Source organism: Amycolatopsis iheyensis, from assembly GCF_024703995.1.
Classification (GTDB): Bacteria; Actinomycetota; Actinomycetes; order Mycobacteriales; family Pseudonocardiaceae; genus Amycolatopsis; species Amycolatopsis iheyensis.
Window position 1 is genome coordinate 342,369 of record NZ_JAMXQV010000006.1, and the last position, 15,460, is coordinate 357,828.

Genomic DNA, 15,460 nt, shown 5'->3' on the forward strand with positions numbered 1-15,460 from the left:
GATCGGACGTAATCGCGCAGTCAAGGGTTCATCTCCTGTTCGGCCCGGGAGCCGGCCGCGTGACACTTTCCGGTGACCCGGAGGTGAACGCGGTCCCGGCGGGGAATCTTGATCACCACAAACCCCTGACGCACAGGGGAGATTGCGGAAGGAGAGCACGATGAAGACCCGAATCGCTTCCCTGGCGGCGGCTGCGGCGCTCACGGTTTCCGCGGTGGTCGCCACGGCGGCGCCCGCGTCGGCCGACTCCGTCCCGGGTAACGCCAACCAGTTCTACGCCTACTGCTCGGTCGACCTGCTCGGCGTCCCGCTGTCGTGCACCGAGACCGACGCGGCCCACGCTTCGCACGTCTGCCAGTACGTCGTCACCGGGGTCGGCCTTGGCCTCGACTGCATCCAGCGCTGAACCGTTGTTGCCCGAAAGTACCCGGTGGTCCGGACCATCGGGTACTCGTCGGAAAATGTCCGACCGGTTAACCTTGTTCTTCGCCAGTGGTCCGTTCATACTTTGTTGCGTTCGACAACAAATAGGGTGCCGGTGAGCCGCCAGCCGTCGCCCGCGGAACGGAAGGGGCGACGACGATGTCGACCAGGAACTCCGCCCGATGGCGGCGGACCGCCCGCCTGCTGGTGGCCCCCGCGGCCCTGCTCGTGGCAGGCGCCGTGGTGACCGCACCGCAGAGCCAGGCCGCACCCGCCACGACGCTGGCCTCCTTCAGCGACGACTTCGACGGCGCCGCCGGCAGCGGCGTCGACGGGTCGAAGTGGGTCCACGAGACCGGCGACAACGTGAACAACCACGAACGGCAGTGGTACACCGACGGCACCGCCAACGCGGCGCTCGACGGCCAAGGCCACCTCGTGATCACCGCGAAGAAGGAGAACAGCGGGAACAACTGCTGGTACGGCGCCTGCGAGTACACCTCGGCCCGGCTCAACACCTCCGGCAAGTTCACCGCGTCCTCCGGGCACATCGAGGCCCGGATGAAGCTGCCGCGCGGGCAGGGCATGTGGCCCGCGTTCTGGATGCTCGGCTCCGACATCGGCAGCGCCGGCTGGCCGCAGTGCGGCGAGATCGACATCATGGAGAACGTCGGGTTCGAGCCGAACACGGTGCACGGCACGATCCACGGCCCCGGTTACTCGGGTTCCGGCGGCATCGGCGCGGCGTACAACGGGCCGAACTTCTCCGACGACTTCCACACCTACGCGATCGACTGGTCGCAGGACAAGATCGTCTGGTCGGTCGACGGCAACGCCTACCAGACCCGCACGCCGGCGGACGTCGGCGGCAGCCAGTGGGTGTTCAACCACGACTTCTTCGTGATCCTGAACCTCGCGGTGGGCGGCTACTGGCCGGGCGACCCGGACAGCAGCACCCAGTTCCCGCAGCAGCTGGTGGTCGACTACGTCCACGTGAGCTGAGCGGTCCGGACCAGCGGGACCGGCCTTCCTCCGCGCGCGGTGCGAGGGGGGCCGGTCCCGCGCCAGTTCTGGTACAGAACCGGGACAATTCTGGTTCAGACCTGTCGAACAACCCCGACGGCCCGGCGATCTTCCCCGGACACAGTGATCGGTGAGCGCACCTGCTGCGCCCCGGCACCCGGAGGAGACCCATGGCCCGTTCCCGCATCGCACCCGTCGCCGGCGGGATCGCCGCCGCCGTCGCGGTGGCTCTCGCCGCGGCTTGCTGGGTGCTCTTCCCACCCACCGTCGACGGCTACCCCAGCGCTCGGCCCGCCGTCGACCTGTCGCTGCCGTGGCCCGACGAAGGCCAGGCCAGCGCCGAAGTCCAAGGGCTGGGCTCGCTCGGCAGCCGCGGAGACCAGCGGCCGGTGCCGATCGCCAGCGTCACCAAGGTGATGACCGCCCACGTGGTGCTGAAGGACCACCCGCTCGCCGCGGGTGAGACGGGCCCGATGATCACCGTCGACGACCAGGCCGACGCCGAATCGACGTCCCGCGAGGAGTCGACCGTGGCGTTGCGGGCCGGGCGGCAGGTGAGCGAGCGCGACCTGCTGGCCCTGATGCTCGTCCCCTCCGGCAACAACGCCGCCCGGCTGCTCGCCCGCTGGGACGCCGGCAGCCAGGACGCCTTCGTCGGGAAGATGAACCGCGAGGCCGCCGCGCTGGGCATGACGGACACGACCTACACCGGCGCCAGCGGCGTCGAGGACTCGACCACGAGCACCGCCACCGACCAGCTGCGCCTGGCCCGCGAAGTGATGCGCAACGCCGTGATCCGCGACATCGTCGCGACGCCGAGCCTGCGCGTCGACGGCGTGCCCGGCGTCGTCAACACGAACACCCTCCTCGGCCGGGACGGCGTGATCGGGCTGAAGACCGGTTCGTCGACCGCGGCCGGCGGGGCGCTGATGTGGGCGGCGAAGGGCCCGGGCGACGCGCTCATCCTCGGCGTCGTCCTGCACCAGAACCCGGGCGGCAGCCCGGCGCAAGGGTTGCGGGCCGCGCTCGAAAACAGCGAGACGTTGATTTCGGCGATCCAGCGAGAGCTGCCGGCGGCCACCCGATGACCGCGGTGCACTCTCCGGAGCGAGCCACCTGGCGACGCGGCCGAGTGATCGCCGTGTGTTCAGCGCTGACGGCGCTGGTGCTGCTCGCGCACTCCCTGGTGCCGAACTGGCTCGGCAACGCGGGCAGCCTGCTCGAGACGTTCCTGCCGTGGACCGGCTTGCTGGTGCTCCCGCTGCTGGTCGCGGCCCTGGTCCGGCGTTCGGCGCTCGCGCTGGTGTCGCTGCTGCTGCCGGCCCTGGCGTGGGGTGGTTCCTTCGGCGGACGGCTGTTCGACCGGACCGGACCCGGCGGCGACCTCACGATCGTTTCGCACAACGTCAACGACGAGAACCCGGACCCGGCCGGCACCGCCCGCGCCCTGGCCGCGTCCGGCGCGCAGGTGATCGCGTTGGAGGAGCTGAAGAAGCCGGAGATCCCAAAGTACGAGGACGCGCTCGCCGCGCGGTACCCGCACCACTCGGTGCAGGGGACGGTGGGCGTCTGGAGCACGTTCCCGCTGGACGACACGCGGCCGGTGGAGATCATGCCGTGGACGCGGGCGCTGCGGACCACAGTGGACACTCCGCGGGGCCCGGTCGCGGTGTTCGTGGCGCACCTGCCGTCGGTGCGGGTCCGGCTCGACGCTGGCTTCACGGCGAACGGCCGCGACGAAGCGATCGGCCGGCTCGCGAACGCGGTGGCGGCGGAGCGCTCACCCCGCACGGTGCTGGTCGGCGACTTCAACGGCACGGCGGACGACCGGGCGCTGGAGCCGATCACCACGCGGATGCGATCCGCGCAGGAGCAGGCCGGGGACGGCTTCGGCTTCAGCTGGCCGGCCGGCTTGCCGATGGCGCGGATCGACCAGGTTTTCGTGGCGGGCGTCCGGCCGACGGCGTCGTGGACCCTGCCTGCCACGGGGAGCGACCACCTCCCGGTGGCGGCTTCACTCGCCCTCTGAGCCCCCGCTTTGTGCACCTGAACACCGCGCTCAGCCCCCTTCCGGTGAATTCCCCACGACGTCCTCCGCTGGTCGGCGGCACCGCCGAGCACTGAACGCGCGTGACTAGACCGTTACGCGGCCCAGGCTTGACCCCGTCGGTGTTATCGCTAACACTGACTCCTCGCCGTCACCCGTACAGGTGACGCGGACCACTTCGAACCAAACGAAGAACCGTGCGAAAGGGGATGCCGGTGGCCGAACGATCCCGCTCCGGCGGCCCCGTCAGGGTGACCGCCGCCGGCACTCGGCAGCCCAGCCTGACCGACGTCGCGGGTGTGGCGGGCGTGTCCCACATGACCGTCTCCCGGGTGATCAACGGGACCGGCCCGGTGCGCCCCGAAACCCGCGCCCGGGTCCTCGCCGCCATCGAGGAACTGGGCTACCGCCCCAACTCCGCGGCTCGCGCGCTCGTCACCGGGCGGACCGGCACGCTCGGCGTCGTCGCGCTCGAATCCAACCTGTACGGTCCGGCCAGCACGCTCTACGGCATCGAGAACGCCGCCCGCGAAGCCGGGTACGCGATCACGATCTCCAGTGTGAGCCGGCCGGGCCGCTCGTCGATCGCCGACGCGGTGGAGAACCTCCGTCGGCAGGCGGTCGAAGGCATCATCGTCATCGCCCCGCACGTCACCGCGGGCCGCGCCCTCGAAGCCGCGCCCGCGGACTTCCCGGTCGTGGCGGTCGGGGGCGGTGAGGCCGCGCCGGTCCCGGTCATCTCCGTCGACCAGCGCGACGGCGCCCGCCGCGCCACCGAGCACCTCCTGGCGCTGGGGCACCGCACCGTCTGGCACGTCGCCGGGCCGGAGGACTGGCTGGAGGCCCGCGACCGCGAGCTCGGCTGGCGGGAAACGCTGGAACGCCACGGCGCGGGAGTGCCGAGGGTGATCCAGGGCGACTGGAGCTCGCGCTCCGGCTACGAGGCGGGGCGAACCCTCGCCAAGGAACGCGACCTCGACGCCGTCTTCGCCGGCAACGACCAGATGGCGCTCGGCCTGCTCCGCGCGTTCGCCGAGGCCGGCATCTCGGTGCCGCGCGACGTGCGCGTCGCCGGGTTCGACGACGTGCCCGAGGCGGCGTACTTCACGCCGCCGCTCACCACGGTGCGCCAGGACTTCATCGAAGTCGGCCGGCGCACGTTCGGCCTGCTCACCGAGCGGTTGGGTGGGGGCGACCGGCACGCGCGCGCCCTGGTCGTGCCCGAGCTGATCGTGCGCGAAAGCACCGGGCCGCGTTAGCACCGCGAACGCGCCCCGCAGAAGAAGACCAGCTCTGAATGTTAACGCTAACAGAATTGATCACCGTCGATCGAGGAGTGAACGTGCTGAAGAAGCGATGGGCCGCCGCGGCGGCTGCGGCGGCCGGATTGGTGCTGCTCACCGCCTGCGGGAGTGGTGGTTCCTCCGGTGGCTCCGGCGGAGCGATCACGCTCGGGTTCGCCCAGGTGGGCGCCGAGAGCGGGTGGCGGACGGCGAACACGAAGTCGATCCAGGAGTCGGCGAAGACCGCCGGCGTCGAGCTGAAGTTCTCCGACGCGCAGCAGAAGCAGGAGAACCAGATCTCCGCGATCCGCTCCTACATCCAGCAGAAGGTCAAGGTCATCGCCTTCTCGCCGGTGGTGGAGTCCGGCTGGGACACCGTCCTCAAGGAAGCGAAGACGGCCAACATCCCGGTCATCCTCACCGACCGCGCGATCGACTCGCCGGACAAGTCGCTCTACAAGACCTTCCTCGGCTCGGACTTCATCGCCGAGGGCAAGAAGGCGGGGGAGTGGCTGACCAAGGAGTTCGGCAGCGCCACCGGCCAGGTCAACATCGTCGAGCTGCAGGGCACCACGGGCTCGGCCCCGGCGAACGACCGCAAGAAGGGCTTCGCGGACGTCATCGCGGCGGACCCGAAGTACAAGATCGTCGCGTCGCAGACCGGTGAGTTCACCCGCGCCAAGGGCAAGGAGGTCATGGAGGCCTTCCTCAAGTCCCAGCCCAAGATCGACGTCCTCTACGCGCACAACGACGACATGGCGCTCGGCGCCATCGAGGCCATCGAGGCCGCGGGCAAGGTGCCGGGCAAGGACATCAAGATCGTCTCGGTCGACGGCGTCAAGGACGCGCTGACCGCGCTGGCCGACGGCAAGATCAACCACGTCGTCGAGTGCAACCCGCTGCTCGGCCCGCAGCTGATGGACCTGGTGAAGAAGGTCGTCGCGGGCGAGCAGGTCCCGGCCCGCATCGAAACCCAGGAGACCGAGTTCGACCAGGCGTCGGCCAAGGCCGCGCTGCCGCAGCGGCAGTACTGAGAGGCCCGGCGTGTCCACTGAGCTGCTCACCATGTCCGGCATCCGCAAGGAGTTCCCCGGCGTCCTCGCCCTCGACGGCGTCGACTTCCGCCTGTTCGCGGGCGAGGTCCACGCGCTGATGGGGGAGAACGGCGCCGGCAAGTCCACCCTGATCAAGGTGCTGACCGGGGTGTACGGGGTGGACGCGGGCACGATCACCCTCGCCGGGACCGCCGTCGCCTTCGGCGGCCCCGGCGAGGCCCAGCGGGCCGGCGTCAGCACGGTCTACCAGGAGGTCAACCTCTGCCCGAACCTGTCCGTGGCCGAGAACGTCTGCCTCGGGCGGGAACCCCGCCGCTTCGGCCGCATCCAGTGGGGCCCGATGCGGCGGCGGGCCGAAGAGCTCCTCGCCCGCCTCGACGTCCACGTCGACGTCTCGGCCGAGCTGAGCACCTGCTCGATCGCGGTGCAGCAGCTGGTCGCGATCGCCCGCGCGCTCGACGTCGACGCGCGGGTGCTGGTGCTCGACGAGCCGACGTCCAGTTTGGACACCGGCGAGGTCGAGCAGCTGCTGAAGGTCGTCCGGTCCCTGCGCGAGCAGGGCCTGGCGATCCTGTTCGTCTCCCACTTCATCGACCAGGTCTTCGCCGTCGCCGACCGGATGACCGTGCTGCGCAACGGAAAGCTGATCGGCGAGTACCGCACCGCGGACATCACGCCGGTCGACCTCGTCACCAAGATGATCGGCAAGGAGCTCCAGGTCCTCGAAGACCTGGAGGATTCCGGCCCGACCCGCGCCGAGGTCGCGGACGCGCCGGTGCTCCTGTCCGCCGAGGACCTCGGGCGCAAGGGCGGTGTCGAGCCGTTCAGCCTGGACATCCACGCCGGCGAGGTCGTCGGCCTGGCCGGGCTGCTCGGCTCGGGACGTACCGAGCTGGCCCGGCTGCTCTTCGGCGCCGACCACGCCGACAGCGGGTCCGTCCGGGTGGACGGCGAACCCACGAACCTGCGCACCCCGCGTGCCGGGCTCGACCACCGGATCGCGTTCTGCTCCGAGAACCGCAAGACCGAGGGCCTGGTCGAGGAACTGACCGTCCGGGAGAACATCGTGCTGGCGCTCCAAGCCTCACGAGGCTGGGCGCGGCCGCTGTCCCGCCGCCGCCAGGACGAGATCGCCGGCAAGTACGTCAAGGCGCTCGACATCCGCCCGGCCGACCCCGAGGCGTTGGTGGGCAACCTTTCCGGCGGCAACCAGCAGAAGGTGCTGCTGGCTCGCTGGCTCATCACCGAACCGCGGCTGCTCATCCTCGACGAGCCGACCCGCGGCATCGACATCGGCGCCAAGACCGAGATCCAGCGGCTCGTCACGCAGCTTTCGGGCGACGGGATGGCCGTGCTGTTCATCTCCGCCGAGCTGGAGGAGGTCCTGCGGCTGAGCCACCGCGTGGTCGTGCTGCGTGACCGGAAGGTCGTGGCCCAGCGGGACAACCAGGGGCTCACCGCCGACGACATCATGGCCACGATGGCCGAGGGAGCCGTCTCATGACCAAGCACCGGTTGTTCTGGCCCGTGGTGGCGCTGCTCGCGCTGCTGCTGGGCGACCTGATCGCCAGCCCTGCGTTCTTCTCGATCGAAGTACGCGACGGCCACCTCTACGGGAACCTCGTCGACATCCTCAAGAACGGCGCCCCGCTGGTCCTCATCGCGATCGGCATGACGCTGGTCATCGCCACCCGCGGCATCGACCTGTCGGTCGGCGCGGTCGTCGCGATCAGCGGCTCGCTCGCCTGCCTGTGGATCGCCGACCACCCCGACGGCCTGGGCGCGACGCTCGTCGCGGTCGGCCTGGCGCTCGGGTTGTCGCTGGTGCTCGGGGTGTGGAACGGCTGGCTCGTCGCCGCACTCGGCATCCAGCCGATCATCGCCACGCTCATCCTCATGGTCGCCGGCCGCGGCATCGCCCAGCTGATCTCCGGCGGCCAGATCATCACCATCAACTCCGGCCCGTACGAGTGGATCGGCAGCGGGTTCCTCTTCACCCTGCCCAGCGCGATCCTCATCGCCCTCGCGGTGTTCGTGCTCGCCTCGCTCCTGGTCCGCCGCTCCGCGCTCGGCCTGCTCGTCGAGGCCGTCGGCGGCAACCCCGAAGCCAGCCGGCTGGCCGGGCTCCGCTCGGCGCGGCTGACCTGGCTCGTCTACGTCTTCTGCGGGCTGTGCGCGGGCATCGCCGGGTTGATGATCAGCGCGAACGTGCACAGCGCCGACGCCAACCACGCCGGGTTGTTCATCGAGCTCGACGCGATCCTCGCCGTGGTCGTCGGCGGCACCCAGCTGACCGGCGGCCGCTTCTCCCTCGGCGGCGCGGTGATCGGCGCGCTGCTCATCCAGACGCTCACCACCACCGTCTACGCCCTCGGCATCCCGCCCGAGGCGATCATGCTGTTCAAGGCCCTGGTCGTGCTCGCGGTGTGCCTGCTCCAGTCGCCCGCCTTCCGCCGGAAGCTCCGGCGGCGCACCACCCGGCCGGCCTCGCCGGCCCCCGCGTCGGCTCCGGAAAAGGTGGAGGTCACGGCATGACCACGCTCGCCCGCGTCAAGGGCTACCGGCCGCAGCAGCGGCACGTGCCGATCCTGGCGACCATGGCGTTGCTGATCGCCGCCTACATCTTCGGCGCGGCCCAGTACGACGCCTTCGGCTCCGGGCAGGTCGTGCTCGACCTGTTCATCAACAACGCCTTCCTGCTCGTGGTGGCGGTCGGGATGACGTTCGTGATCCTCACCGGCGGCATCGACCTGTCCGTCGGCTCGGTCGTCGCACTGTCCACAGTGGTCTCCGGCGACCTGATGCAGAAGCACGGCTGGTCCGCGTACGCGGCCATCGTGGTGGTCCTGGTGATCGGCGCGCTGCTCGGCGCCGGGATGGGTGCGCTCATCCACTTCTTCGAGATCCAGCCGTTCATCGCCACCCTGATCGGGATGTTCTTCGCTCGCGGCCTCTGCTACACGATCAGCACCGAGGCGTACTCGATCGACAACCCGACGATCGCCACCCTCGCCCAGACGCAGATCCCGTTGGGCGGCGAGCTGCACATCTCGATCAGTGTCGTCGTCGCGCTGATCGTCGTCCTCGCGGCGGTGTACGTCCTGGCCTTCACGCGGTTCGGGCGCACGGTCTACTCGATCGGCGGCAACGCGCAGTCCGCGATGCTGATGGGCCTCAAGACCGGCCGCACCAAGATCGCCGTGTACACGATCAGCGGGTTCTGCTCGGCCCTCGGCGGCCTGCTTCTCGTGCTGTACAAGTCTTCCGGCGACCCGCTCAACGGCGTCGGCCTGGAGCTGACCGCGATCGCCGCGGTGGTCATCGGCGGCACCATCCTCACCGGCGGCTCCGGCTACGTGCTGGGCACCGTGCTCGGGATCATGGTGCTGGGCATCATCCAGACGCTGATCACCTTCGACGGCACCCTCAACTCCTGGTGGACCTCGATCATCACCGGAGCCCTCCTGTTCGTCTTCATCGTCCTGCAGCGCCTCGTCACCCGAGGGAGCCACCGATGATCCGGCGCGTCCTGGCCGTGCTCGCGGCCCTGACCCTGTTCTCCGCCCTGCCCGCGACAGCCGTCGCGGCCGAGCCCGCTTCGGCGCTCGCCGGGCACTGGACGTTCGACGAAGGCAGCGGCACGACTGCCGCCGACAGCGCGGGTGACCACCCCGCGACGCTCGGCTCCGGCGCGGGCTGGGGCCCCGGCATCCGCGGCGGCGCCCTGACCACCGACGGCACGAGCGGGTTCGCCGACGCCGGCGCACCCGTGCTCGACACCACCAAGAGCTTCTCCGTCAGCAGCTGGGTCAAGCTCGACAAGACGTCGGGCTACCAGACGTTCGTGAGCATCGACGGGACCCAGGTCAGCAACTTTTTCCTGCAGTTCCGCGACGATTCGCGCCGGTTCGCCTTCACCCGCCTCGCCGGGGACGCGCCCGCCGACGGCGTCGTCGCGTCGGCGAACTTCGATCCCGTCGCGGGCCAGTGGTACCAGCTGACCGGCGTGTTCGACGCCACCGCGTCGACCCTGGCCCTGTACGTGGACGGCACCCGCCAGGCCACCGTGGCCGCGCCCGCCGGCTGGGCCGGCACTGGACACCTGGTGATCGGCCGCGGCAAGTACGGCGGCAACCCGGTGGACTACGTCGACGGCTCGATCGACGACGTCCGCGCCTACAGCGGCGCTCTGACCGGAGCCGACGCCGCCCGCCTGGCCATCGCCGGGCACTGGACCCTCGACGAAGGCACCGGCACCACCGCGGCCGACGACTCCCTCGACGCCCGCGCCGCCACCCTGACCGGCGGCACCACCTGGGGAGACGGCGTCGTCGGCCCGCACGGCGCGGTCTTCAACGGCACCGACGCCGCCATCGACGCCCCGGCCCCGGTGATCGACACCGCGCAGAGCTTCTCGGTGTCCGCGTGGGTCAAGCCGACGGCGGCCACCGGCTTCCGGACCGCGGTGAGCGTCGACGGCGCGTCGATCAGCGGCTTCTACCTCCAGCGCGCCGGGGACGGCCGCTTCGCCTTCACCCGACGCGCGGCCGACGGCGACACGGCGTCGTCCGCGGCGGTCTCGACGCTGCCCGCGCAGGCCGACCAGTGGCAGCACCTCGTCGGCGTCTACAACCGGGCGGCGGGGACGCTTTCGCTGTACGTCAACGGAACCCTGCAGCAGAGCGTGCCGTTCACCACGCCGTGGACCGCCACCGGGCACCTGGAGATCGGACGCGGCAAGTGGGCCGGCAGCCCGGCCGACTGGTTCGCCGGCGGCATCGACGACGTCCGCGCCTACCCGACGCCGCTGACCGCGTCCGCCGTCGCCGCGCTGGCCGCGAGTGGTTCGTGGCACTTCGACGAGGGCACCGGCGCGGTCGCGCACGACTCTTCGGCCAACGCAGCCGACGGCACCCTTCGCGGAGCGACTTGGACCGCGGGCGCGGCGGGCAAGGCCGTCCAGCTGGACGGCAGGTCCACTGTGGACATGGGTACCTCGCCCGCGTTCGACGCCGGAACGGGTTCGCTCTCGCTGGCTGCCTGGTTCCGCACCACCGCGGACGGCACCCTCGTCGACCACGGCGACGGCTACGCCCTCGGGGTGACCGGCGGCAAGCTCACCGCCCGCGTCGGCACCCTCCAGGTGACCACCACCGGGGGAGGGCTCGCCGACGGCAACTGGCACCACGCCGCGTTGGTCCTCGACCGCGCGTCGCAGCGGCTCACCGTCTACGCCGACGGTGACGCGGCGGCCGTCATCAACACCTGCGGAACCTGCCCGGCGTCCGGCACCGCCGCTCCGCTGACGGTCGGCGCCGGGTTCACCGGCGCGATCGACGAACTCGAACTGCGCCGCTTCCCGCTCACCGCGGCCCAGATCGGCACGCTCGCGGGTGCCAACCAGCTCGCCGTGGACGCCAACGTCGTCCGCGCCAACACCCGCCCGACCACCTACGGCTCGATCCTCGAGGACATCAGCCACTCCGTCGAAGGCGGGCTCTACGCCGAACTCGTCCGCAACCGGACCTTCAAGGAGGCCTACCAGCGCGGCAGCGGCACCGGTGACACGCCGGTCCCGTACTGGTCGCTGCTCACCTCGGCCGGCGCCACCGGCACGTATGCGATCGACACCGCGACCCCGCTCAACACCGCCCTCGACCGGTCGCTGAAGCTGCACGCCGACGCGGTCCCGGCCGGCGGGCGGGTGGCCGCGGCCAACGTCGGCTACTACGGCGTCGCCGCGAAGCCGTCCACAAAGTACACGGGCAGTTTCTTCGCCCGCGGAAGCTGGACCGGCGCGGTCCGGGTCAGCCTGGAGAAGCCGGACGGCACGGTGCTGGCGAGCAAGGACCTCGCGGCGCCGGGTGCCGCGTGGGCGCAGCAGACGTTCAGCTTCACCACGCCGTCGACGATCACGACGTCCACCGACAACCGGATCGTCGTCTCATTGGTGAACAAGACCAAGAAGGCCCTCGCCGGGGACGCCTGGTTCCAGCAGGTCTCGCTGTTCCCGCCGACGTTCAAGAACCACGGCGTCCGGCTCGACCTCGGGCAGAAGCTCGCCGCGATGAAGCTCGGCCTCTTCCGCGTCCCGGGCGGCAACTACCTCGAAGGCAACACCGTCGACACCCGGTTCGCCTGGAAGAACACCATCGGCAAGCCGGAGGAGCGGCCGGGACACCAGAACACGGCGTGGGGCTACTGGTCCACCGACGGCTTCGGCATCCTCGACTACCTCAAGCTCTCCGAGGACATCGGCGCCCAGCCGCTCCTGGCGTTGTTCGCCGGCTACACGCTCAACGGCCGGCACGTCAGCCAGGCCGACTACCCGCAGTACGTCCAGGAAGCCCTCGACGAGATCGAGTACGCCATCGGCGACGCCTCGACGACGTGGGGCGCGAAGCGGATCGCCGATGGGCACCCGGCGCCGTTCGACCTCCACTACGTCGAGGTCGGCAACGAGGACTGGTTCGACGGTTCGGGTAGCTACGCCTGGCGCTACACGGACATGTACAACGCCATCAAGGCCAAGTACCCGCAGCTGACGGTCATCGCGACCACCGGCGGTCTGCAGGGCGGGGCCGCGTCGAGCACCTCGACCGGGGTGCGCCCGGACGCCGCGGACGACCACTACTACCAGTCGCCGCAGTGGTTCACCGACAACTCGACCCGCTACGACACCGCGGACCGCTCCGGCCCGGACATCCTCGTCGGCGAATACGGCGCCCAGGACGGCCGGCCCACCGGCACCCTGGCCGCCGCCATCGGCGAAGCCGCGTTCCTCACCGGGCTGGAACGCAACAGCGACGTCGTCATCGGCTCGATGTACGCGCCGGTGCTGGTGCAGGAGAACCAGTCCAACTGGCCGGTCAACCTGATCGGCTTCGACGCCGCGAGCAGCTACGCCTCGCCGTCGTACTGGGTGCAGCAGATGTTCTCCAGCACGCTCGGCAAGCAGATCGTGACCAGCCGCCTGAACCAGGGCAGCCCGCTGCGGCAGGTGGTGAACGTGACCACCAAGGGCGGGAAGAAGACGTTCACGGTCAAGCTCGTCAACCCGACCGGCCAGGTCCAGACCGCGCGGCTGGCGCTCACCGGCGTCACCGCGGTCGACGGGACCGGGACGCTCACCACGCTCACCGGCGACCCGGCGGGGCGCAACAGCCTCGCCGCGCCGACCGCGATCGTGCCGCAGACCAGGGAGATCACCGGCCTGGCGGCGACGTCGAAGCTGACGTTGCCCGCCAGCTCCGTGACCACCCTGGTCCTGACCGGCCGCTGAACAACACCAGGAGAGAGGACACCGTGGGAGAACCACTTACCGTCGGCGTCGACTTCGGCACGCTGTCAGGCCGTGCGGTGGTCGTGCGCGTGGCGGATGGCGCCGAGCTGGGCAGCGCGGTCTTCGAGTACCCGCACGGCGTGCTCGACGAGACGCTGCCCGCGACGGGCCGCGCGCTGCCGCCGGACTGGGCGCTGCAGGTGCCCGCGGACTACGTCGGAGTGCTCCGCACCGCCGTCCCGGCCGCGCTCACCGCCGCGGGGGCGGACCCGGCCGACGTCATCGGCATCGCGACCGACTTCACCGCGTGCACGATGGTGCCGACCACCGCGGACGGCACCCCGCTGTGCGAGCTGCCGGAGTTCGCCGGCGACCCGCACGCGTACGTCAAGCTGTGGAAGCACCACTCGGCCCAGCCGCAGGCGGACCGCGTCAACGAGCTGGCCCGCACCCGCGGTGAGAAGTGGCTGCCGCGCTACGGCGGGCTGATCTCCTCGGAATGGGAGTTCGCGAAGGCGCTTCAGCTGTTCGAAGAGGCACCCGAGATCTACGCCGCGATGCGGCACTGGGTCGAGGCGGCCGACTGGATCGTCTGGCAGCTGACCGGCGTGTACGTCCGCAACGCGTGCACGGCCGGGTACAAGGGCATCCTGCAGGACGGCCAGTACCCGAGCCGCGACTTCCTCCACGAGCTGGCGCCGGGCTTCGAATCCTTCGTGGCCGACAAGCTCGAACACCCCCTCGGCCAGCTGGGCGCGCGCGCCGGTTCGCTGTCCGCCGAAGCCGCGGGATGGACCGGCCTGCCCGAGGGCATCGCCGTCGCCGTCGGCAACGTCGACGCCCACGTCACCGCGCCCGCCGCGAACGCCGTCGAGCCCGGCCAGATGGTCGCGATCATGGGCACCTCGACCTGCCACGTCATGAACGGCGCCGAGCTGCACGAGGTCCCCGGCATGTGCGGGGTCGTCGACGGCGGGATCGTCGCCGGGCTCTGGGGCTACGAAGCCGGGCAGAGCGGCGTCGGCGACATCTTCGGCTGGTTCGCCGAGCACTTCGCGGACGTCGGCCACGAGCAGCTCACCCGGCTCGCCGCCCAGCAGGAGATCGGCGAGCACGGGCTCGTGGCGTTGGACTGGCACAGCGGCAACCGCTCGGTGCTCGTCGACCACGAGCTGTCCGGCGTCATCGTCGGCCAGACTCTCGCCACCCGGGCCGAGGACGTCTACCGCGCCCTGCTGGAAGCCACGGCGTTCGGCACGCGCAAGATCATCGAGACGTTCGACGCCGCCGGCGTGCCGGTCACCGAGCTGATCATCGCCGGCGGGCTGGTGAAGAACGCGCTGCTCATGCAGATCTACGCCGACGTCACCAACCTCCCGCTGTCGGTCATCGGCTCCGACCAGGGCCCCGCGCTGGGCTCGGCCATCCACGCGGCCGTCGCCGCCGGGGCCTACCCGGACATCCGCGCCGCCGCCGCGGCCATGGGCTCGGTCCAGCGGGCGGTCTACCAGCCGGTGCCCGCCCACGTCGTCGCCTACGACGAGCTGTACGCCGAATACACGACGTTGCACGACTACTTCGGCCGTGGCGGCAACGATGTCATGCACCGCTTGGCCGCTCGCCGCCGCGCCGTTTCGAAAGCAGTCGCGAAGGGACGGTCCTGATGTCACTGACCGACGAAATCCTCGACACCGTCGCGGAACTGCGCGAGACCGTGGCGAACCTGCACGGCGAGCTGACCCGCAACGCCCTGGTCATCTGGACCGCGGGCAACGTCTCCGCGCGGGTGCCCGGGCGCGAGCTGATGGTCATCAAGCCCTCGGGCGTCTCCTACGACGACCTCTCCGCCGACACCATGGTCGTCACCGACCTGCACGGTGAGCTGGTCCACGGCGAACTCGCGCCGTCTTCGGACACCGCCGCCCACGCCTACGTCTACCGGCACCTGCCCGAGATCGGCGGCGTCGTCCACACGCATTCGACGTACGCCACGGCGTGGGCCGCCCGCGGCGAGCCGATCCCGTGCGTGCTCACCATGATCGCCGACGAGTTCGGCGGTCCGGTGCCGGTCGGGCCGTTCGCCCTGATCGGGGACGACTCCATCGGCCGCGGCATCGTCGAAACGCTGCGCGCGAGCCGGTCGCCGGCCGTGCTGATGCGCAACCACGGCCCGTTCACCGTCGGCCGCACCGCCCGCGACGCGGTCAAGGCCGCCGTGATGGTCGAGGACGTCGCCCGCACCGTCCACAAGGCCTTCGAGCTGGGTACGCCCGAACCCCTGCCGCCCGAGGACGTCGACCGGCTCTACGCCAGGTACCAGAACGTCTACGGCCAGCACTGATTTCAA

General features: G+C 70.7%; 11 protein-coding genes and 1 pseudogene. All 12 read left to right on the forward strand.

Features of this window, described 5'->3' with window-relative positions:
* Positions 1–160: 160 nt before the first annotated feature.
* The 12 genes and pseudogenes from M8542_RS13950 (at position 161) to M8542_RS14005 (ending at position 15,454) form a co-directional block, all read left to right on the forward strand.
* On the forward strand, positions 161–406 hold the full coding sequence (locus M8542_RS13950; protein WP_257920545.1) for a hypothetical protein: 246 nt from the start codon (positions 161–163) through the stop codon (positions 404–406).
* A 176-nt stretch (positions 407–582) separates the two neighbouring features.
* Positions 583–1,422, forward strand: a pseudogene (locus tag M8542_RS13955) (glycoside hydrolase family 16 protein); the annotation flags it as partial.
* 194 nt (positions 1,423–1,616) lie between these two features.
* On the forward strand, positions 1,617–2,534 hold the full coding sequence (locus tag M8542_RS13960) for a D-alanyl-D-alanine carboxypeptidase family protein (RefSeq protein ID WP_257920547.1): 918 nt from the start codon (positions 1,617–1,619) through the stop codon (positions 2,532–2,534).
* A complete protein-coding gene (locus M8542_RS13965) occupies positions 2,531–3,475 on the forward strand; it encodes an endonuclease/exonuclease/phosphatase family protein (protein WP_276586413.1) in 945 nt (314 codons plus the stop codon). Before M8542_RS13960 ends, M8542_RS13965 begins: the two co-directional genes overlap by 4 nt.
* Positions 3,476–3,702: 227 nt before the next feature.
* Positions 3,703–4,752 carry a LacI family DNA-binding transcriptional regulator gene (locus M8542_RS13970; protein WP_257920631.1) on the forward strand — a complete coding sequence of 350 codons (1,050 nt, stop codon included), beginning with the start codon at positions 3,703–3,705 and terminating at the stop codon, positions 4,750–4,752.
* A gap of 38 nt (positions 4,753–4,790) precedes the next feature.
* Complete coding sequence (locus M8542_RS13975) at positions 4,791–5,810, forward strand: ABC transporter substrate-binding protein (RefSeq protein WP_276586414.1); 1,020 nt, start codon at positions 4,791–4,793, stop codon at positions 5,808–5,810.
* A gap of 31 nt (positions 5,811–5,841) precedes the next feature.
* Positions 5,842–7,335, forward strand: coding sequence for a sugar ABC transporter ATP-binding protein (locus tag M8542_RS13980; protein ID WP_257920633.1), 1,494 nt, complete (start codon positions 5,842–5,844; stop codon positions 7,333–7,335).
* Entirely contained in the window at positions 7,332–8,366 is a 1,035-nt protein-coding gene (locus M8542_RS13985; protein WP_257920549.1) for an ABC transporter permease, read from the forward strand. Before M8542_RS13980 ends, M8542_RS13985 begins: the two co-directional genes overlap by 4 nt.
* Positions 8,363–9,349, forward strand: a complete 987-nt coding sequence (yjfF, locus tag M8542_RS13990; RefSeq protein WP_257920550.1) for a galactofuranose ABC transporter, permease protein YjfF — start codon at positions 8,363–8,365, stop codon at positions 9,347–9,349. The genes M8542_RS13985 and yjfF overlap by 4 nt, the downstream gene beginning before the upstream one ends.
* Positions 9,346–13,113, forward strand: coding sequence for an alpha-L-arabinofuranosidase family protein (locus tag M8542_RS13995; RefSeq protein ID WP_257920551.1), 3,768 nt, complete (start codon positions 9,346–9,348; stop codon positions 13,111–13,113). The genes yjfF and M8542_RS13995 overlap by 4 nt, the downstream gene beginning before the upstream one ends.
* A 23-nt stretch (positions 13,114–13,136) precedes the next feature.
* Positions 13,137–14,777 (forward strand): ribulokinase, encoded by a 1,641-nt coding sequence (araB, locus tag M8542_RS14000; RefSeq protein WP_257920552.1) that lies wholly within the window; start codon positions 13,137–13,139, stop codon positions 14,775–14,777.
* Complete coding sequence (locus tag M8542_RS14005; protein WP_257920553.1) at positions 14,777–15,454, forward strand: L-ribulose-5-phosphate 4-epimerase; 678 nt, start codon at positions 14,777–14,779, stop codon at positions 15,452–15,454. The genes araB and M8542_RS14005 overlap by 1 nt, the downstream gene beginning before the upstream one ends.
* Positions 15,455–15,460 lie beyond the last annotated feature (6 nt).